The organism is Salipiger sp. PrR002, assembly GCF_010500775.1.
Taxonomy (GTDB): domain Bacteria; phylum Pseudomonadota; class Alphaproteobacteria; order Rhodobacterales; family Rhodobacteraceae; genus Salipiger.
Genome location: NZ_JAAGOU010000028.1, coordinates 30,921 through 49,464 on the forward strand (window position 1 = coordinate 30,921; position 18,544 = coordinate 49,464).

General features: G+C 64.7%; 18 protein-coding genes and 1 riboswitch. Of the genes, 8 read left to right on the top strand and 10 right to left on the bottom strand.

Going from position 1 to position 18,544, the window contains the following annotated elements; translation table 11 throughout:
* Positions 1-56 precede the first annotated feature (56 nt).
* Genes G0A00_RS20630 through G0A00_RS20640 form a run of 3 tightly spaced genes read right to left on the bottom strand, consistent with a single transcriptional unit; the run spans position 57 to position 3,227 of the window.
* Positions 57-755: an ATP-binding cassette domain-containing protein gene (locus tag G0A00_RS20630; RefSeq protein ID WP_164184632.1), complete on the bottom strand. Its 699-nt coding sequence runs from the start codon at positions 753-755 to the stop codon at positions 57-59.
* Positions 742-2,271, bottom strand: coding sequence for a thiamine/thiamine pyrophosphate ABC transporter permease ThiP (locus tag G0A00_RS20635; RefSeq protein ID WP_164184631.1), 1,530 nt, complete (start codon positions 2,269-2,271; stop codon positions 742-744). The genes G0A00_RS20630 and G0A00_RS20635 overlap by 14 nt, the downstream gene beginning before the upstream one ends.
* On the bottom strand, positions 2,247-3,227 hold the full coding sequence (locus G0A00_RS20640; RefSeq protein WP_164184630.1) for a thiamine ABC transporter substrate binding subunit: 981 nt from the start codon (positions 3,225-3,227) through the stop codon (positions 2,247-2,249). The genes G0A00_RS20635 and G0A00_RS20640 overlap by 25 nt, the downstream gene beginning before the upstream one ends.
* Before the next feature lie 51 nt (positions 3,228-3,278).
* Positions 3,279-3,388, bottom strand: a riboswitch (TPP riboswitch).
* A gap of 169 nt (positions 3,389-3,557) precedes the next feature.
* On the opposite strand from G0A00_RS20640, the gene aroC reads away from it, so the two are divergent.
* Positions 3,558-4,658 (top strand): chorismate synthase, encoded by a 1,101-nt coding sequence (gene aroC, locus G0A00_RS20645; protein WP_164184629.1) that lies wholly within the window; start codon positions 3,558-3,560, stop codon positions 4,656-4,658.
* 128 nt (positions 4,659-4,786) lie between these two features.
* Here aroC and G0A00_RS20650 read toward each other — a convergent pair whose 3' ends face one another.
* From G0A00_RS20650 to G0A00_RS20670, 5 genes are all read right to left on the bottom strand, one after another.
* On the bottom strand, positions 4,787-6,670 hold the full coding sequence (locus G0A00_RS20650) for a methyl-accepting chemotaxis protein (protein WP_164184628.1): 1,884 nt from the start codon (positions 6,668-6,670) through the stop codon (positions 4,787-4,789).
* 224 nt (positions 6,671-6,894) lie between these two features.
* Positions 6,895-8,007: a site-specific DNA-methyltransferase gene (locus G0A00_RS20655; protein WP_066102405.1), complete on the bottom strand. Its 1,113-nt coding sequence runs from the start codon at positions 8,005-8,007 to the stop codon at positions 6,895-6,897.
* Positions 8,008-8,096: 89 nt separating this feature from the next.
* Positions 8,097-8,726: a ribonuclease HII gene (locus G0A00_RS20660; RefSeq protein WP_066102402.1), complete on the bottom strand. Its 630-nt coding sequence runs from the start codon at positions 8,724-8,726 to the stop codon at positions 8,097-8,099.
* A gap of 39 nt (positions 8,727-8,765) precedes the next feature.
* Positions 8,766-9,692 carry a tyrosine recombinase XerC gene (locus G0A00_RS20665; protein ID WP_066102398.1) on the bottom strand — a complete coding sequence of 309 codons (927 nt, stop codon included), beginning with the start codon at positions 9,690-9,692 and terminating at the stop codon, positions 8,766-8,768.
* Entirely contained in the window at positions 9,689-10,393 is a 705-nt protein-coding gene (locus G0A00_RS20670) for a DUF484 family protein (RefSeq protein WP_066102396.1), read from the bottom strand. The genes G0A00_RS20665 and G0A00_RS20670 overlap by 4 nt, the downstream gene beginning before the upstream one ends.
* Before the next feature lie 195 nt (positions 10,394-10,588).
* Between G0A00_RS20670 and G0A00_RS20675 the strand changes: the two genes are divergently transcribed.
* Positions 10,589-10,906 (top strand): antibiotic biosynthesis monooxygenase, encoded by a 318-nt coding sequence (locus G0A00_RS20675; protein ID WP_066102395.1) that lies wholly within the window; start codon positions 10,589-10,591, stop codon positions 10,904-10,906.
* 24 nt (positions 10,907-10,930) lie between these two features.
* On the opposite strand, the gene G0A00_RS20680 is transcribed toward G0A00_RS20675, so the two are convergent.
* The gene (locus tag G0A00_RS20680; protein ID WP_066102391.1) at positions 10,931-11,626 is read right to left on the bottom strand and encodes a response regulator transcription factor; all 696 of its coding nucleotides are present in this window, start codon (positions 11,624-11,626) and stop codon (positions 10,931-10,933) included.
* A gap of 321 nt (positions 11,627-11,947) precedes the next feature.
* Between G0A00_RS20680 and G0A00_RS20685 the strand changes: the two genes are divergently transcribed.
* Entirely contained in the window at positions 11,948-12,355 is a 408-nt protein-coding gene (locus tag G0A00_RS20685) for a universal stress protein (RefSeq protein ID WP_164184627.1), read from the top strand.
* Between the two features lie 32 nt (positions 12,356-12,387).
* A complete protein-coding gene (locus G0A00_RS20690; RefSeq protein WP_368667730.1) occupies positions 12,388-12,972 on the top strand; it encodes a hemerythrin domain-containing protein in 585 nt (194 codons plus the stop codon).
* Here the strand turns inward: G0A00_RS20690 and G0A00_RS20695 are convergent.
* Positions 12,938-14,002 carry an NAD-dependent epimerase/dehydratase family protein gene (locus G0A00_RS20695; protein WP_164184626.1) on the bottom strand — a complete coding sequence of 355 codons (1,065 nt, stop codon included), beginning with the start codon at positions 14,000-14,002 and terminating at the stop codon, positions 12,938-12,940. The two genes, G0A00_RS20690 and G0A00_RS20695, sit on opposite strands and share 35 nt — an antisense overlap.
* 564 nt (positions 14,003-14,566) lie before the next feature.
* Here G0A00_RS20695 and G0A00_RS20700 point away from each other — a divergent pair.
* The 4 genes from G0A00_RS20700 (at position 14,567) to G0A00_RS20715 (ending at position 18,540) form a co-directional block, all read left to right on the top strand.
* Complete coding sequence (locus G0A00_RS20700) at positions 14,567-14,794, top strand: hypothetical protein (RefSeq protein ID WP_164184625.1); 228 nt, start codon at positions 14,567-14,569, stop codon at positions 14,792-14,794.
* A 210-nt stretch (positions 14,795-15,004) separates the two neighbouring features.
* Positions 15,005-15,940: a hypothetical protein gene (locus G0A00_RS20705; protein WP_164184624.1), complete on the top strand. Its 936-nt coding sequence runs from the start codon at positions 15,005-15,007 to the stop codon at positions 15,938-15,940.
* 145 nt (positions 15,941-16,085) lie between these two features.
* Complete coding sequence (locus G0A00_RS20710; protein WP_164184623.1) at positions 16,086-17,066, top strand: nucleotidyltransferase family protein; 981 nt, start codon at positions 16,086-16,088, stop codon at positions 17,064-17,066.
* Positions 17,067-17,217: 151 nt separating this feature from the next.
* Positions 17,218-18,540 carry a UDP-glucose/GDP-mannose dehydrogenase family protein gene (locus G0A00_RS20715; RefSeq protein ID WP_164214271.1) on the top strand — a complete coding sequence of 441 codons (1,323 nt, stop codon included), beginning with the start codon at positions 17,218-17,220 and terminating at the stop codon, positions 18,538-18,540.
* Positions 18,541-18,544: the final 4 nt, after the last annotated feature.

Sequence of the window (18,544 nt, forward strand, 5' to 3'; positions counted from 1 at the left end):
CCGCTGTCTGGCGGGGCCTTTTGCTTTGGGGGGGCATTCGCCCGGCTCGCGCTGCGCTATAGTCCCAGATACGCGCGTAGCGCCTCTGGGGGGGCGTCGAACAATTCGTCCGTCGGGACCGGAGGATGCGCCGCGCCATCCGCCACGAGCACCGTTTCTTCGGCGAAGCGGCGGGCGTCCTGCGGGTCGTGGCTGACCAGCAGCACCAGCGCGCCCAGCTCGCCCGCAACCTCCTGCACAAGGTCCAGCATCTGCGCCTTCAGCGCGGGTCCGAGCGCGGCAAAGGGCTCGTCCAGCGCGAGGATTGGCCGGGCCTGAAGCAGCACGCGCGCCAGTGCGGCGCGGCTCTGCTGCCCGCCCGACAGCGCGCCGGGTTTGCGCGCAGCGAGCCCGCCGAGGCCGACACGCTCCAGCGCCTCGTTGACCTTGCGGCGCTCGTCCGCCGTCAGCCGTCCGCCGCCGGGGCGCAGCGCCAGCCCCAGATTGCGCGCGAGGCTCAGGTGCGGGAAGAGGTTGTTCTCTTGAAAGAGCATGGCCACGGGGCGCTTGTCGGGCGGCGTCGTGGTGATGTCCTGACCCTGCCAGAGCAGGCGGCCCGCCTTGGGCGCGAGGAACCCGGCGATCAGGTCGAGCAGCGTCGACTTGCCCGCGCCCGACGGGCCGATGATCGCCACGCGCCGCGCGGGCGCCAGCGACAGGTCGGCCGAAAGGTTGAAGTCACCCTCGGTGTAGCGCAGGGCCTCAAGTGTCAGCATTGGCGCGGCCTCCCCGGTCGCAGAGCCAGAAGGCCCCGAAGCTGAACAGCAGCAGCAAGAGCGCCGCGCCCGCTGCCGCCTGCATCTGGTAGGAGCCCATCAGCCGGTAGACCTGCAGCGGCAGGGTCGCGCGGTCGGGGTCGGCAAAAAGGGCGATGACGCCGAGATCGCCGATCGACAGCGCGGCGGTGAGCCCGGCGGCAAAGCCCAGCGGTCGGCGGAGCCGCGGCAGCAGCACGAGGCGCAGCCACGCGAGCGGGGTCATCCCCAGCGCCTGCGCCAGACGTCCGTAGTCGGCGCGCACCGTCTCGGCTTCTGGCCGCAGGATGCGCAGCGCGAAGGGCAGGGCGACCAGCGCGTTCACCAAGGTCGTGACGGGCAGCGCCAGCGACAGCGGGTTGGCGAAGGGGCGCACGATCAGGAAGAGGCCGGTGCCCAGCACCAGCGGCGAGACGGCGATGCCCACGAGCCCCAGCCACTCGCCCCAGCGGGTGGACAGCGGCAGCGCCCAAAGCAGGCAAAGGAGCGTCGAGGCCAGCGCCACGGTCAGCGAATTCCACGCTGCCTCCCAGCTGCTGGCGCTCAGTTGCACCAGCCCGGGCAGGCCGCGCGCCACCACCATGCCGAGCGGCGTCAGCAGGAAGAGCGCGGCGAGGGCGATCCACGCGATGTCCGCCGCCCGCGAAAGCCCTGCGCGCCCGTCCCAGCGGGTCACCATCCTGTCGAGCCCCGCACCAAAGCCGCCGCCGGTGCCAAGCCGCAGCGCCACCAGCCCCGCCGCCAGCGCCAGCGCCAGTTGGATCACCGAAAGCAGCGCCGCGCGTCCGAGGTCGAAATCAAAGCGCACCGCCTGATAGATCGCCAGCTCGACCGTGGTGGCGCGCGGGCCGCCGCCCAGCGTCAGCGCCACCGCGAAGCTCGACAGGCAGATCACGAAGATCACCGCGAAGGCTCCGGGCGCGATGCGCAGCACCATGGGCGCCTCGAGGGTGCGCAGCATCGCCCATGGCGACAGCCCCAGCGAGGCGGCGAGGCGAAAGCGTTCGGCGGGGATCGCCAGCCAGCCCTGCAGCAGCAGCCGGGTCGCCAGCGGCAGGTTGAAGAACACATGCGCCAGCACCACGCCGTGCAGGCCGTAGATGCTGAAGCCGGGCAGTCCGACCGCCCGCAGGGCCGCGTTGACCATGCCGTTCTGGCCAAAGACCGCCAGCAGCCCCAGCACCGCCACGATCGTCGGCAGGATGAACGGCGCACCCAGAAGCGAGATCAGCAGCCCGCGCCCCGGAAAGCGCCGTCGTGCCAGCGCGCGAGCGACCGGGATCGCCAGCGCCACCGAGAACAGCGCCGAAAGACAGGCCTGCCAGAGCGTGAAGCGCAGCGCCTGCCAGTCGCCGGGGCCAAGGCTGCCCCAGCCACCAGCCCGCGCCAGCACCGCCGCGACCGGGCCCAGCACCAGTGCCAGCACCAGCCCGCCCGCGGCAAGCGCCGCGATTATTGCGAGAGGCCGCGACGCCATGCCTCGATCGCCTCATCCCGCAGCGCGGCGGCCTCGTCCTCGGAGTAGAACAGAACCTTGCTCGGCAGTTCGAGCTCCTTGAACCCTTCCGGCCAGTCCTCGTGCGGCAGGGCGGCGGGGAAGGACCAATTGCCGGTGGCGATCATCTGCTGGAACTCGGGCGTCAGGATGAAATCCATGAAGTCCTGAGCCAGCTCGGGCTGATCGGTGTTGGCAAGTTTCGCGGCCAGTTCGACCATGAAATAATTGCCCTCGGGGAAGATCAGCGCCTTCTTGGTGTAATCCTCTTCGGCGATGATGTGATAGGCGGGCGAGGTGGTGTAGCTCAGCACCATGTCGGCCTCGCCATCGGTGAAAAGGCCGTAGCTTTCCGACCAGCCCTTGGTGACGGTGAGGATCTTCGGCGCCAGCTTGCGCCAGGCATCTTCGGCCTCATCGCCAAACACCGCCTCGACCCAGAGCGCCATCGCGAGGCCCGAGATCGAGCTGCGCGGGTCTTGGATGACGATCTTCAGATCATCCGGCGCGTCGAGCAGCTCGGCAAAGCTGGTGGGCGGCTCGGACAGGCGGGTGGTGTCGTAGATGAAGGCCGTCTCACCATAGTTGTAGGGAAGGAAGGTGTCGTCGGTCCAGTCGATCGGCAGGGTGAGCGGCGAGAGGTCCACGCCATGCGGGGCGAAGAGGCCGCTTTCGCGGGCCTTCTTGGTCACATCGGTGTTGAGGCCAAAGACCACATCGGCCTCGGTCTGATCACCTTCGAGCAGCAGGCGGGGCAGCAGGTCGCCGGGCTTGAACTGCAGATCGCAGCCGCAGCGCGCCTCGAACATCTCTTCGATCTTCGGGCCGGGGCCCCATTCCGAGACGACGTAATCGCCTGCGTAGACGGTCAGAACGGGCTCTTGCGCCAGCGCCGTGCTGGCAAAGAGACATCCCGCTGCAAAACTGATGGCCTTCATGGCATCCTCCAAATTTGCGGCGAGAGGGCAAGATGGGCCGGGGCGCGTGGGGCCTTGGGCCGTGACCTTCCCTCCGCCGGTGCTAACCGGGTCAGGTTCAACGGGTTCGCGTGGATCGCATCTCAGCCGGCGCGGATCGCGCGGCACCCCGAGGTAGCGCAAGACCTAGCCGGGGTCGGGGCCTCTGACAAGGGAATTGCGCGCAGTGCCCAGTGTCGTCCGGTGTCGTCTTGTGTCGCTGTTTGTTGCGGAAATTCCTTGAGACAGGGGCCGCGCTGGCCTAACAGGCTTGGCGAGCAGACCCCGCGGCCCGACACAGGAGACATCCCCATGAGCCTCAACACTTTCGGCCATCTCTTCCGTGTGACCACATGGGGCGAAAGCCACGGCCCGGCGCTAGGCGCGACGGTGGACGGCTGCCCGCCGGGCGTGAAGATCGACGAAGCCACGCTGCAGAGCTGGCTGGACCTGCGCAAGCCGGGGCAGAACAAATACACCACCCAGCGGCGCGAGCCCGATGCGGTGAAAATCCTCTCCGGCGTCTTCGAAGGGCAGACCACCGGCACGCCGGTTCAGTTGATGATCGAGAACACCGACCAGCGGTCCAAGGATTACTCCGAGATCGCGGCCAAGTTCCGCCCCGGGCACGCCGACATCACCTACTACCAGAAGTACGGCATCCGCGATTATCGCGGCGGCGGGCGCTCTTCGGCGCGTGAGACGGCGGCGCGGGTGGCTGCGGGCGGTCTGGCGCGGGCGGCGCTGGCCGAGTTGGCGCCGGGTGTGTCGATCACCGGCTACATGGTGCAGATGGGCCCGCAGGCGATCGACCGCTCGCGCTTTGACTGGGAGGAGATCGCGCGCAACCCGTTCTGGTGCCCCGATGCCGAAACCGCCGAGGGCTGGGCGGATTATCTCGACGGTCTGCGCAAGTCCGGCGACAGCGTCGGCGCGGTGATCGAGGTGGTCGCGCGCGGCGTGCCCGCGGGGCTGGGCGCGCCGATTTACGGCAAGCTCGACACCGATCTGGCGGCGGCGATGATGTCGATCAACGCGGTGAAGGGCGTGGAAATCGGCGAAGGTATGGCTGCGGCTGCGTTGACCGGCTCGGCCAATGCCGACGAGATCACCATGGGGCCGGATGGGCCGGTCTACAGCTCGAACCACGCGGGCGGGGTGCTGGGCGGGATTTCCACCGGGCAGGACGTGGTGGTGCGTTTCGCGGTGAAGCCGACATCTTCGATCCTGACGCCGCGCAAGACGCTGACGGTGGGCGGCGAGGAAACCGACATCGTCACCAAGGGCCGTCACGATCCCTGCGTCGGCATTCGCGCGGTGCCGGTAGGTGAGGCGATGATGGCCTGTGTCATCCTCGATCACCTTCTGCTGCACCGCGGTCAGATTGGGTCCAATCGCGGTCAGATCGGCTGATCTGGGCGCCACTGCTACTGCCTCTGTCGCTTTTGCCTGTGGCGTCAGGCACGCTACGGAGCTCTAAGGGGCGGGGGGCGATCAAAGCGGGTCACCCAGCGCCGCAGAGACCCGCAAGAAGCCCCCGGTCAGAATTCTTCCCAGCTCACGTCATCGCCCGCGACGGCGCGCTTTGGTGTGGGCTGGGATTGGGCAGCCGGAACCGAGGGCGGCGCAGGCTCGAAGCTTTCGATAGGCGCGGCCACCGGCGTGACATCCTGCGTATCCGCGGCTTCGACGCCCATGAAGCGATTGAGCTGTGTGGAAAGGCGTTCCGCTTCGCTGCTGAGCTGATCGCTTGCGGTGCTGGTCTCGCCGACCATAGCGGCATTCTGTTGCGTGACCTTGTCCAGTTCCGCCACGCCCACGTTGATTTCCTGCAGTCCCGCCGCTTGCTCCTTGGCGGCGGTGGCAATCTCGGCGACGAGATCCGATACCTCGCTGACGTTGCGCACGATGTCCGAGAGCGCGGTGCCCGTCTGTTCCACCAACTGCCCGCCATCCTTCACCTGCTGCGAGCTGTTGGACACCAGCGCTTTGATCTCTCTTGCCGACTCCGAAGCGCGCTGTGCCAGAGAGCGGACCTCCGAAGCGACGACCGAGAAGCCTTTGCCCGACTCTCCGGCACGGGCCGCTTCGACGCCCGCGTTGAGCGCCAGAAGATTGGTCTGGAAGGCGATGTCGTCGATCACACCGATGATCTGGGTGATCTGGTCGGAAGAGGCGGCGATGGAGCCCATGGCCGTCAGCGCCTTTTCCATCACGGCGCCGCCTTCCTCGGCGCGGCGGCGCCCTTCGCCAACGCGGCGGTCGGCATCTTCGGCACGTTCTGCCGCGGCGCGTACGCTGGACGAGAGCTGCTCTAGCGCTGCGGCGGATTCCTCGAGCGTGGCGGCCTGCACCTCGGATCTCCGGGACATTTCCCGCGACATGGAGGAGAGTTCCTGAGAGTTGCGCTGGACCGTGTCGGTGGAGGCGCGCAGCGAGGCGACAAGGCTGCTGATGCCCTGTGCAAGCGCATTGAAATTCTCGCACAGGCGCACGGCGTTGTCGCCCAACAGTCGCCAGTCGGTCGCGTCGAGCCTATGACCCGTCTCGCCGCGGGTCAGCCCGCCCATGGCGTCACCAAGGGCGCTGAAAAGCGCGAGCCTCTGGTCGTTGGCGGCTTGCTCCTCCGTACGGTCGGCTTCGGCCTGCCGCAGGCGGTCGCGCAGCGCTTCAAGGTTGCGCGCGATGGATCCCGCCTCGTCGCCGCGCTCGAGCCCTTCGATTTCGGTCTCGAAGTCCTGCTGGGCAATACGCTCGACGCTGCGGGCAGCGGTTTGGAAGGGGCGCGCGAGCAGTTTGCCGAAGACCACGACGCAGATCAGCGACAGGGTGACGGCCAGACCGTTCGCGCCAATGAGCAACAGGAAGCCTGTGTCCATCGCGGTCCGCGCCATGCTGTCGGCGCGCTCGGCCTGAGTGCGCAGCGCATCGCGCATCTCTTTGACCTCTTTGCGCGCCTTGTCGAGCGCGGGAAGAAGGACGGTGCTGATATGGGCATCCCGCTCGAATATGGTGAAGCCAGGGATGGTCAGCGTGTCGATCTGGGGCACCAGCGAGGTGGCCATGGCCCCAACCGTCTGCAGCCGCGTGTGCATCTCGGGCCGGCGCGCTTCGCGCGAGTCCGGGGCGAGGAACGCGCTGCTGGACTCATCGATAAGTGTCTGCAGCGACAGAAGATCGGCCCGCAAATCGTCCAGCGGTTCGGTGCCGCTGTGTTCGAAATGCAGAATCGCCGTGCCAGCATGATCGATCCGCCCCTGCGCCGCCATCAGCACCGAGGTCTGCCGCCTGAGATCATTGCCGAAATCGAGGCTGTCTGACATGCGCGCCTGAATGAGCCATGAGGCGACGGCGACCGCCAGTGTCAGGAACATGAAGGCTGATCCGAGGATCAGCAACTGTACGCGGATCGAAAACCTGCTCATCACCCATTCCCGTCAAGACATGGCGCGTCGCGCCGGACGGGTCTTCGCTATCAGCGTGGGGTAAACAAACTCTTCGAGATCGCGCGGATTGACGCGATTTTCCTGCAGCCAATGCGCGGGGCCGGACGAAAAATGCCCCGCCGCGCAGAAGCGCAGGCGGGGCCAGGTCGTGCCTGCCGCAGCAGGCACCGGCGGTCGTCAAACCTTTATGGTATCTCGGAAACTCAGTTGGCCCGGTCGGCCATCTCGGCGCGGATTTGCTGCCGTAGCTCGTCGATCGGCACCAGTTTTCCCTCGCGCTTGAAGTGCCAGTAGGTCCAGCCGTTGCACGACGGGGCCCCCTCGAGCTGGGCGCCGACCTGATGGATCGAGCCCTTCACGGTGTCGCCCACCAGCGTGCCGTCGGCACGGACCTTGGCGCTTTTGCCGGAGGAGGAGACCAGCAGCTCGCCGGGGCTGAGCATGCCGCGCTCGACCACTTGGCCGAAGGGCACACGCGGCTCGGCGCGCTTGGCGCGGGTCACTTCCAGCGAGGAGCGGTCGAACGGGCGGATGGCGTCAATGCGCTTTTGCGCCACCTCGCGGTAGCTTTCCTCGCGCTCGATGCCGATGAAGTCGCGGCCCAGCATCTTGGCCACAGCGCCGGTGGTGCCGGTGCCGAAGAACGGGTCGAGGACGACGTCGCCGGGATTGGTCGAGCCGACCAGCACGCGGTGCAGCAGCGAGGCGGGCTTCTGCGTCGGATGCGCCTTGTCGCCATTGGCGTCCTTGAGGCGTTCGCCGCCGTTGCAGATCGGCAGAACCCAGTCAGAGCGCATCTGAACGCCTTCGTTCAGCGCCTTCAGCGCCTCGTAGTTGAAGGTGTATTTGGCACCCTCGCTCTTCGACGCCCAGATCATCGTCTCATGGGCATTGGTGAAGCGCTTGCCGCGGAAGTTCGGCATCGGGTTGGACTTGCGCCACACGACGTCGTTGAGGATCCAGTAGCCCTCGTCCTGCAGCGCCGCGCCGACGCGGAAAATGTTGTGGTAGGACCCGATCACCCAGAGCGCGCCGTTGGGCTTCAGAAGCCGCTTGGCGGCCTTCAGCCACGCGCGGGTGAACCGGTCGTAGACGGCGAAACTGTCGAATTGATCCCAGTGATCGTCGACCGCGTCGACCCGCGAGTTGTCGGGGCGATGCAGATCGCCCTTCAGCTGCAGGTTGTACGGCGGATCGGCGAAGATGAGGTCCACCGACGCCTCCGGCAGGGCGTTCATCTGCTCGATGCAGTCGCCGGAAAGAATCGTGTTGAGTGGGAGCGCAGTTGCGCCCTTTGTCTTGGTCATCGCTGTCATTCTCTGCCTCTGCCCCGGCGCATTTTTGCGCTCTTGGATTGGGGATAAAATGCGGGAATGGCGAATCGGGGTCAATTTGTTTTTTTAAATCAGGACCTTACGTTTCCGTCTTGATACAAGATATTGTGTATGGGTGCGAAGGATCTTCTATGGTGTGGGGTCACACCGAAATCTCGGAGTGCCTGCATGTGGCTTTTTGAGCCGTACCCAGCGTTCGTTTCCCAGCCATAACCCGGGTGGTGTTGCGCCAAGTCCCGCATCAGCGCGTCGCGCCATGTCTTGGCGATGATCGATGCGGCCGAGATACTCACAGACTTACCATCTCCCTTAACCACAGGGGTGGCGGGGCAGGGCAGATCGGTGGGCAGGCGGTTGCCATCGATCAGGAGATGGTCGGGTTTCTGGGGCAGGGCCGCGACGGCGCGGCGCATGGCCAGATAAGTGGCCTGCAGGATGTTGATCTCGTCGATCTCCTCCACCGAGGCGACGCCGAGCCCTACCATGGCTTGTGCACGGATGATCGGCTCCAGCGCTTCGCGGCGCTTGAGCGTGAGTTTCTTGGAGTCGTTCAGGCCAGCGGGGATCAGCGCGGGATCGAGGATCACGGCGGCGGCGACGACCGGGCCGGCGAGCGGGCCGCGGCCCACCTCGTCGACCCCAGCCACGCGCTTGCCTTCGGCCCAGAACGGCGATTCGAGGGAAGTGTCAGGTCCAGTCATGCCCCTGTTCTGCGCGCGCAGCGAGGGCGGGGCAATAGGCTAGCGGGCCTTGGGGTGGCTCGCCTCATAGACCTTCATCAGATGCACGCTGTCGACCGAGGTATAGGCCTGCGTGGTCGAGAGCGAGGCGTGGCCCAGCAGTTCCTGAATGGCCCGCAGATCGCCGCCCGCAGAGAGCAGATGCGTGGCAAAGCTGTGGCGCATGGCGTGGGGTGTGGCGCTGGCGGGCAGGCCGAGCTGCATGCGGGCCTTTTCGGTGACCGCCTGAATGAGGCGCGGGTTCAGCTTGCCGCCACGCGCGCCGCGGAACATCGGGCTCTCGGGCGTGATCTCGAAGGGGCAGACCTGCAGGTAGGTCTCGACCGCGCGGCGGGCCACCGGGATCACCGGGACGATGCGTTCCTTGCCGCCCTTGCCGAGGATGCGCAGCGACTCGCCAAAGGGCCAGTCGGCGCCGGTCAGCCCCAGCGCTTCGGAGATGCGCAGCCCGCAGCCGTAGAGCAGCGTGACCACCGCCGCGTCGCGGGCGCCGATCCAGCCTTGGGTGGCCTGCATCTCGACCGTGTCGATCATCGCGCGGGCGGCATCCTCGGTCAGCGGGCGCGGCAGCTTCTTCTGGAACTTCGGCGCGCGGGCCGAGAGCACGGCGGTGGGCTCGAACCCCTCGCGCTCGGCCAGCCAGCGGTAGAAGCTCTTTACCGCCGACAGCTTGCGCGCCATGGAGCGCGGCGCCGCGCCGCCTGCGTGCAGATGCGCCATGAAGGCGCGCATGTCGGGGGTGGTGACGCGGGCAAGGGGTTTCAGCCCCTGCGGCTCGGCGTGGTGGCGGGTGAGGAAGGTGATGAACTCCGCCACATCGGCGCGATAGGCGGTGATGGTGTTCTCTGACGCGTTCTTCAGCGCGCGGGCATGGTCCAGCCATCCCTCGAGCGCGTCGCGCGCGGCGGGTGTGATCGCGAGGCTCACGACAGCCAGCGGCGCATGGTGCGCTCGAAGACGCCGCCGAAGAAGGCCAGAAGATCGGTGCCTTGCTGCGGGGTGAACATATTGCTGTCTTCCGAGCCCATGACGAGCAGGCCGGGCAGGCGGCGCGGACCGAAATCGAGCCGCAGGCAGGCTTCGGAGCGGATCCAGTCGGCCTTGGGCCCATAGATGCGGCTGTCTCCGGTCCCAAGCTGGCGCAGCGTGACCTGCCGCAGCGGTGCGTCGGTGCGCTCGGTCAGATAGCTGGCGACAAACCCCGGCTCGGCCAGCGACAGCACGTCGCCAAGGCGGCTGACGGTGCGCGTGTCATCGGGGTGGCCGGTCTCCAGCACCAGCCGCATGACGTCGACGCGCAGGATCGCGGCGACCTCGCCGTTGAGATCGCGCAGGAAGGGTTCGAAATCCACCGGGTCCAGCATGCGCAAGATCGCGCGGTGGATCTGGTTGGTGCCCGCAAGATTCTCGTAGGCGGCGGCGATGACGCTGCGGTGGGTGTCTTCGAGGCGATCGAGCCGCGTCTCCAGCCGCTCCATCGCCAGCCCGCGCAGGTCGACGATATTGCTGCCCATGGCGCTCTCATTCGAGGCGATGAGCGCCTGCATCAGATCGCGGTCGTCGAGAATCATGTCGGGACGCGAGAGGAGCTGCTCGCGCAGCGTCTCGTCAATTCGGGGACTGCTCATGCCTGTTCCGGTCTATCCGTGCGGTGATCGGTGTTTTGCCGCAGAGCCTAACAGGTCCGCGATACGAATGCGCCCCCTTTTCTGGCGCTGCAGGCCGGTTTCCGCGCGCTGTGGCCACAGGATCGGCCTTTGAAGGGAAGGCTTTGGCGAAATGGGGTTTTCTGGCACACTGGCCCGGGCAGAGGAGGAGAGCCCATGCCCACGATCAGCCATCCAAGCCCCGCCCAGACGGTCATCACCACCTTCGAGACTAGCCCCGGCACCTGTCAGGATTTGCTCGAGGCGCTGGAGGAGGCCTATGCCGGGTTCATCTCGAAACAGGCCGGTTTCATCGGGGCGGGCCTGCATGTGAACGACGCGCAGACCCGGATCGCCAATTACTCGCAATGGGAGCGGCGCGAAGACTTTCAGGCCATGCTGCGCAGCGACGAGATGCGCGCGTGGAACCGGCGGTTCAACGACCTTTGCCGCAGCTTCGAGCCGGTGATGTACGAGGTGTCGGCGGTCTACTGACGCCGTCACCTCACACATTCTGGCTCAGGCAGCGATGGTTCGCGTATCGCTGCGGCGCTCGGTGACACGCAGGCGGTAGCCTTCGCCGCGCACCGTATCGATGGTCAGCGCGCCTTCGAGCGAGGCGAGATGGGCGCGCAGGTTGCACATATAGACGTCGAACACCCGCGGCGCCGGTTCATTCTCGAAGCCGTAGACATGGCTCATGAGTTTTTCGCGTGTTGCAAGCCGTCCGGGCCGGAGCGCGAGAAATTCGAGGATCTCGTAGAGCTTGGGCGACAGCGACAGAACGGCGGCACCCATATGGACGCGGCGCTTTTCAAGGTCGATCCGCAGCGGGCCGCAGTCGGAGACCGGCACCGAGATGCCATGCGCGCGCCGCGCCACGGCCCCTAGGCGGGCAATGATCTCATCGGCGGGCGTATCCTCGGCGAGCACCGTGTCGGCGCCCCCCATGAGCCATGTGGCGATCTGCGCGCCATCGGCGCCGCGGGCGATCAGGGCGATCGGCACCTCGGGGTTCAACTCGCGCAGCCGGGTGAGCGTGGTTTGCTGGCGCAGCACGCCCGCGTCGATCAGCAGCAGGTCATGGGCGCCGATCCGGTGAAATTCCTCGATGTCCTCTGCGGCTTCGCAGCTGGTCAGCAGTGTGCCGGTTTGGGCCAGCGCGTGGCTGAGGCTCATCATTTTCCAAGTGGTTTCAGCAATCAGGTATCGCATGGGCGCGCTCCTCCAAGTGCCGCCAGCGCGGGGCGGGCGGCAAATCCGTTCTGCAAGGCGAGGGTGACCGTTCTTTCGGGTCAGCCGGTGCTCCCTGCGGATCGACACGGATCCAAGGAGGCCGGGCGCTCTCCGTCGCGGCCCCGCTTGGTTGGCGTCAGGCTTCTGGAGAGGCGGCGCATACTGCAGCCCGCCAACAGGGATAGGGGGCAATTGTGCCCGAAATGTGTTGGCATCAGGGGCAGCGCGAGATGATTTGTATCAAGGCGCTATACGTTCGAGGGGCGCAAGATCGCGGCAGGTCAGTAAAGGAGGCCTCGCATGTATAAGAACATTCTCGTGCCCATCGCGTTTGACAGCGACTCCAAATCGAAGAAGGCAATCGAGGTTGCCCGTGCTCTGGCATCGCCCGAGGCGGAGATCACCTTGCTGCACGTCATGGAGCATGTGCCGGGCTACGCGGCCACCTACATGCCGCCGGACTATCTGGTGCAGTCCCGCGCAGCGGTGGAAAAAGAGCTGCAGGGCATGGCTGCCGACCTGCCGAAGGGCAAAGGGCTGGTGGTCGAAGGGCATTCCGGTCGGACCATCCTCGAGTACGCCAAGGAGAACGGCCACGATCTGATCGTCATCGCCTCGCATCAGCCCGCGATGAGCGACTATCTCCTCGGCTCCACCGCGACGCTGGTGGTGCGCCATGCCCATTGTGCGGTACACGTGCTGCGGTAACGGCCCCGAAGGGCCCTTGATGACGAGGTCCCGTGCCCCGCAACGACGACAGCACCCCGAAGAGCATGCGCGATGCGCTGTCACTGGAAGAGCGTGACGGCCTGCCAGAGGCGCTGCGCGTGCTCTTGCACAGTCTGCCGCGCGAGACGTGGGAGCATCACCCGCAGTTTCATGGGCTGGTGTCCTTCTGGCTCGACCGGCATCTGATGTTCCGCCGGCTGATGGGCGGTCTGCGCCGTGACGCCGAGGCGGAGATGGATGCCAGAATGGAGATGGCCGCGCTGCAGGCGCGGCTGTCGCGTCAGGGCGGGATGCTGGTGCAGCAGTTACACGGGCATCACGAGATCGAGGACACGCATTATTTTCCCGTGCTGCAGGGGTTCGATCCCCGGCTGCAGGCAGGGTTCGACATTCTGGACCGCGATCACCACGCGCTGGACGGGTTGATCGACGGCTTCATTGGTGCCGCGAACTGCGTGCTACAGGGCCAGCTTGAGACCGGCCGTTACCGGGACGAGCTTCTGCGGTTCGAGCGGTTGCTGTCGCGACACCTCGAGGATGAGGAGGATCTGATCGTTCCGGTCATCCTGAAATTCGGCGCAGGTCACCTGAGCTGAGCGAGGTGCCGGGCCAGCCCGCGATATCGTAATAATCGCGGTACCAGTCGACGAAGGCCTGAACCCCCTCACGAAGGCTGGTGCGCGGGCGGTAGCCGGTCAGTTCATGCAGCAGCGTGGCATCGGCCCAAGTCGCGGGCACGTCTCCGGGCTGCATGTTCATCGGGTTGCGCTTGGCCTCCAGGCCGGTGGCCTCTTCGATGGCCGAGATGAACTCGGACAGCGGGATGGCCTGCGAATTGCCGATGTTCACCACCCGCCACGGGGCCACAGGGGAGAGCGAGTCTCCGACCGGCACGACACCTTCTTCCGGACGCTCGGGCACCACGTCGATGAGCAGACGAATGCCCTGCACCAGATCGGTGACATAGGTGAAGTCGCGCATCATGTGACCGTGGTTGTAGACGTCGATCGGCTCGCCGTTGAGGATCGCCTTGGTGAACTTGAAGAGCGCCATGTCCGGGCGGCCCCACGGGCCGTAGACCGTAAAAAAGCGAAACATCGTGGCTGGCAGATCGTAGAGGTGGGCATAGCTGTGCGCCATGCATTCCGTCGCCTTCTTGGTGGCGGCGTAGAAGGACATCTGGTGATCAGTGCGGTCCGTCTCGGAGTAGGGCATCGTCTCGTTGGCGCCATAGACCGAGGAGGTGGAGGCCAGAAGCATATGAGCGGGCTTTGTGGCCCGCGCGGCTTCGAGCAGTTCGAAAGTGCCGCGCATGTTGCTGCAAAGGTAGCTGCGCGGGTCCGTCAAAGAGTGGCGGACACCGGCCTGCGCGGCCAGATGCACCACCACGTCGGGGCGTTCCCGTTCAAAGACCTCGCCCAGAAAACCTTCGGTCTCGATGGATTGGTTGATGACGCTGAAGCCCGGCGACTGCAGCAGCATTGCCTGCCGCCGCCGTTTGAGGCTCACATCGTAGTAGTCGGAGAGATTGTCGATGCCGATGACGCGAAACCCGTCCTCCAGCAGTCTTTGACAAAGGTGGTACCCAATGAAGCCAGAAGAGCCCGTGACCAAAGCGGTGCGCATCAATGAACTCCTACAAAAATGTATAAGACAATAAATGTAATATAGCATGTCTTGTGGCCTTGATGGTGCCAAAGCAAGATCTTTCTGTCTGGCGTCATCGCAATCGACCTCCGGCTTCTGGCACAGGCTCAATCCGGTGGCGAATTCTCTGCTTTTTTGCGGCGGACGCCCGAGGCATGGGCTGCGCTTTGCGAGCGTTACCACCTTGGGTTGAGAGCCGCTCCTTCCAAGGCGTGTCGCCTTTGAAACGAGATGGCGTGGCTTGGCCTACAATTGAGTAAGTTAGGCGACTTTCGGCTAGAGTCTGCAACATCAATTGGCATTAAACTTGGGCATCCCTCGCCAAAGCGTTCACTTGCCTTCGTTGCGATGCGAACGGATCGAGGCCTGTTAAGATATTGTATTAAAGACAAAAATGGCGAGGTGCTGGCGATGCGGATCCGGGGGCGATCCTGGCGGCACAAAGATTCCGAGGATTCGTAGGTTAACTCGTGGTTAAAGATAATTGGCAGACCCCATTCGCTGAGCTATAGTCCGACTCATTGTAAAAAGGAGTTTTTAACGATGACGGATAAGACCACGCAAGGTGAGTCCCTGGAATCCCCGGGCCGCCGCGAACTGCTGGGCAAGGCGGGCAAGTATGCCGCCGTTACGCCGCTGGCAGTGACTGCACTTCTGTCCACCTCGATGAAGGCCGATGCCGGTGGCATCTTCCGTTCGGGCGGCATGAAGCACAAGCATAAGCACAAGATGAAGATGAAGATGAAAAAGCACGGTGGTGGTTACCACTGAGCCGCTGAAGGCCGATTTCCCGGCCTTTAGGTCTTATTTTCTTTAATCTGACGTATTTCGTTGAGTGAAAACCTTTTCGTCCTCCCCGCAGCAGGGGTCACGCTGGCTGAAGTGAACAGCCAGCATCTTCTCTTGGTCCCAGAGAAGGAACTTCTGTTTTCAGCCACTCCCCCGGTGGCAGAGGCATGGGCCGGGTTCGAGCTCGGCGTTATGACCGTGCGACCGGATGCCGCCGACGTCCCAGACGGCGGCATCCTCAGCGATTTGTTGCAGATCGGCGCGCTCGAGGCTTTGTCCACCTCGGACGGTCCTGCACGGGTCGCTTGTTGCGAAACACTCGAACTGGCCGGGCTTTGTGTGATGCTCGCCTTCGAGGACGCAGACCTGCGCGACGCACTCATGCCGAGTTTCGCGCATCTCGCCACCGTGCCGCGGCGCGGTGACGACCATGTGGTGATCCAGCGCGATGCCAACGACGGTGCCGGAAATATCGGCATCGGGCGACGCGATGAAGACATTGACTGGGTGGCTCCGCATGAGGCGGTGCCGCTGCTGAAGATCAAGATGACCGAGGTCCTCTTTGATCACACCGATCATGTGATGCTGCATGCGGCGCAGCTCGAAAGGGCTGGGCGCTGCCTTTTGCTGCTCGGTGATGCCGGAGCGGGGAAAAGCACCCTCGCGACGGCGCTGGAGCCTGCCGGTTTCCGGCTGCAGAGCGACGACATCGTGGTGATGTCGCAGACCGGGACACTTGGCGCGCTGCCGTTTCCGGTGACGCTGAAAGAAGGGTCGTGGCGGCTGCTGGAGCATCGCCGCGATGAGATTGACGGTGCGGCGCAGCATCTCAGACCCGACGCGCTGAGCGTGCGTTACGTGGGGCTGACAGGAGACAGCAGCTGGATGAAGGCGGGCTGGATTTTGGTGCTGGACCGGCAGGAGAGCGGGCCAGCCTCGATCAGTGAGTTGAGCCTGTCCGACGTCTTTGGGGCGCTATTGCGCGCCGCGTGGTCAGGAGAAGACGCCATGTCGCCCGATGTGTTTGAGGCGATGGCGGCCTGTCTGCACGGTGCGAAGTTTGGTCGCCTGACCTATTCCGATTTGCCGCGCGCGCTCGAAGTGGTGTCGCGGTTCTGCGAAGAGTGACCTGATCTTACGGAGGTCGTGAGTTCTGAATTCAATTTGGTAAGTGATTTTTGTCTAAGTGATTTTTCATATATTCTTTCGAGCGCAATTTTTTCTGCGCGCGTAACGGCGTTAGCCTCCATTTTTATTGGTATTGGAGAAGGACATGAAAGCAGGCGCTCTGGCCTCCTCTCCCCTCGAAACGCTCGGCCGCATCCTTCAGGGGGACGTCGAGCAACTGAAGGAACGGGCTCCGAACTGGGCCGATCTCATCCGTACGGCGAACGACGAATTTGTCACCCCCGCCCTGTTTCACCGACTGCGTGAGGTGCCTGCAAGCGCCGCCGAGCCCGAGGCCATGGCCTATCTCGGCGAGATCGACACGCTCAACTGTCAGCGCAACCTCAGCCTCTGGGCGCTGGTGTCTGAAATCACCGCGCTGCTCAACGGTGCCGGAATTGTCCCGACGCTGATCAAGGGCGCCAGCGAGATGGCGCTGCAGGAGGATCCCGCCAGCTTTTACCGGCTGATGATCGACGTCGACATGGTGGTCGAACGCCATGAGGCTGCAAAGGCGCAGAGCCTTCTGGCAGAGGCCGGGTTCGAGTGCCTCGAAGACAGCGAATATGCGCATTCTCCGGGGTGCTTCTGGAAAGAAGGCTATGCCGGAACGCTCGATCTGCACGCTGGTCTGCAAGAGGACATCGCGCGGTTTCTCTCGGGCGACGACTGGCAGAGGCGGCGGATCCTTTGCGAGCGGGACGGGCTGCGGTTCTACATTCCTGACCCCTCTTTCCGGCTGCTGATCAACGTCAGCCACGACATGCTGCATCACTCCGGCCTTGCGCGCGGGGGCATCAGCCTGCGCTACCTTCTGCCGTTGCGCGAGCAGCTGCAAAACGAGGCTGCGCTGGACTGGCCTTGGCTCTTGAAATTGCGCCGCGACCGGCGCTTTCGCCTCGCCTTCGATCTGCAGATGCTGATGCTGCACGAGCTTTTTGGGATGCGGCGCACCTTGCCGTTCAAGATATCCCCGCTCACCGCGCTGCTGCATCGACGACGTCTTCTGAAGGCGCGGTATCCGCGGCTCGGCGAGGCTGAGTGGGCGCTGGTGAAACCCTTCTACACCCGAGTGAAGCGTCTCTGAGCCATTGGTGCGACGCGCGAATTTCTGCCTGCCCAATATACAAACCCTGACGCTGTTTGCTGAAACAGGCACCGTCTTGCGTTTCTTCTTTGAGTTGTGACTTTGTCGCAGTAGACCGTAAATATTGATTGTTCTTTGAGGATTACCCGAAATGAAAATTGCGATTATCGGCACCGGCTACGTGGGGCTTGTGTCTGGCGTCTGTTTTTCCGACTTCGGCCACGAGGTGGTTTGTGTGGACAAGGACCCGCGCAAGATCGAGATGCTGGAGCGCGGTGAGGTGCCGATCTACGAGCCGGGGCTCGACACGCTGATGGCCAAGAACGTCGAGGCCGGGCGACTGTCGTTCACCCTCGATCTGAAGTCGGCCATCGATGGCGCCGAGGCGGTGTTCATCGCCGTCGGCACGCCGACCCGCCGCGGCGACGGCCACGCCGATCTGACCTACGTCATGGCCGCCGCCGAAGAAATCGCCAAGACCGCCGATCATTATATCGTCGTGGTCACCAAATCGACCGTCCCCGTGGGGACGAACCGCAAGGTGCAGGAGGTGGTCGCCGCCGCGAATCCGGACCTCGAGTTCGACGTCGCCTCCAACCCCGAGTTCCTGCGCGAAGGCGCGGCGATCGACGATTTCATGAAGCCCGACCGGGTGGTCGTCGGCGTCGAGACCGACCGCGCGGCGAAGGTCATGGAAGACATCTACCGGCCGCTCTACCTGCGCGATTTCCCGATCGTCACCACCGATCTCGAGTCCGCCGAGATGATCAAATACGCCGCCAACGCCTTCCTCGCGACGAAGATCACCTTCATCAACGAGATCGCCGCGCTCTGCGAAAAGGTCGGCGCGGACGTGAAAAGCGTGTCTAAGGGCATGGGGCTCGACGGGCGCATCGGCAACAAGTTCCTGCACGCCGGGCCGGGCTACGGTGGCTCCTGTTTCCCCAAGGATACCAAAGCGTTGGCCCGTATCGGGCAGGAGCATGCCTCGCCGATCTCCATCGTCGAGACAGTGATCAAGGTCAACGAGGACACCAAGCGGCGGATGACCGACAAGCTGCTCGACCTCTGCGACGGCTCGTTCAACGGCAAGAAGGTCGCGGTGCTGGGTGTCACCTTCAAGCCCAACACCGACGACATGCGCGACGCACCGGCGCTGACCATCGTGCCGTCGCTGGTCGGCGGCGGGGCGAGCGTGTCGGTGGTCGACCCGCAGGGCAAGCGCGAGGGTGAGGCGCTGCTGCCGGGCGTGACCTGGGAGGAGGATCCCTACGCGGCTGCATCGGGGGCCGACCTGCTGGTCATCCTGACCGAGTGGAACGAGTTCCGCGCGCTGGATCTTTCCGTGCTGGCAAAGAAGATGTCCACGCCGCGGATGGCGGACCTGCGCAACATCTACACCTACGAGGATGCGCTGGCCGCGGGCTTCAGCGATTACGAAAGCGTTGGGCGCGGCGATCCTGCGGGGGCCTGACGTC

Coding starts and splice junctions, on each gene's coding strand:
- G0A00_RS20655 (WP_066102405.1), bottom strand. CDS start 8,007: ATGACAGCGATGACCAAGACAAAGGGCGCAACTGCGCTCCCACTCAAC.
- G0A00_RS20675 (WP_066102395.1), top strand. CDS start 10,589: ATGCCCACGATCAGCCATCCAAGCCCCGCCCAGACGGTCATCACCACC.
- G0A00_RS20670 (WP_066102396.1), bottom strand. CDS start 10,393: ATGAGCAGTCCCCGAATTGACGAGACGCTGCGCGAGCAGCTCCTCTCG.
- G0A00_RS20695 (WP_164184626.1), bottom strand. CDS start 14,002: ATGCGCACCGCTTTGGTCACGGGCTCTTCTGGCTTCATTGGGTACCAC.
- G0A00_RS20680 (WP_066102391.1), bottom strand. CDS start 11,626: ATGCGATACCTGATTGCTGAAACCACTTGGAAAATGATGAGCCTCAGC.
- G0A00_RS20710 (WP_164184623.1), top strand. CDS start 16,086: ATGAAAGCAGGCGCTCTGGCCTCCTCTCCCCTCGAAACGCTCGGCCGC.
- aroC (WP_164184629.1), top strand. CDS start 3,558: ATGAGCCTCAACACTTTCGGCCATCTCTTCCGTGTGACCACATGGGGC.
- G0A00_RS20630 (WP_164184632.1), bottom strand. CDS start 755: ATGCTGACACTTGAGGCCCTGCGCTACACCGAGGGTGACTTCAACCTT.
- G0A00_RS20715 (WP_164214271.1), top strand. CDS start 17,218: ATGAAAATTGCGATTATCGGCACCGGCTACGTGGGGCTTGTGTCTGGC.
- G0A00_RS20705 (WP_164184624.1), top strand. CDS start 15,005: ATGACCGTGCGACCGGATGCCGCCGACGTCCCAGACGGCGGCATCCTC.
- G0A00_RS20700 (WP_164184625.1), top strand. CDS start 14,567: ATGACGGATAAGACCACGCAAGGTGAGTCCCTGGAATCCCCGGGCCGC.
- G0A00_RS20685 (WP_164184627.1), top strand. CDS start 11,948: ATGTATAAGAACATTCTCGTGCCCATCGCGTTTGACAGCGACTCCAAA.
- G0A00_RS20635 (WP_164184631.1), bottom strand. CDS start 2,271: ATGGCGTCGCGGCCTCTCGCAATAATCGCGGCGCTTGCCGCGGGCGGG.
- G0A00_RS20660 (WP_066102402.1), bottom strand. CDS start 8,726: ATGACTGGACCTGACACTTCCCTCGAATCGCCGTTCTGGGCCGAAGGC.
- G0A00_RS20640 (WP_164184630.1), bottom strand. CDS start 3,227: ATGAAGGCCATCAGTTTTGCAGCGGGATGTCTCTTTGCCAGCACGGCG.
- G0A00_RS20650 (WP_164184628.1), bottom strand. CDS start 6,670: ATGAGCAGGTTTTCGATCCGCGTACAGTTGCTGATCCTCGGATCAGCC.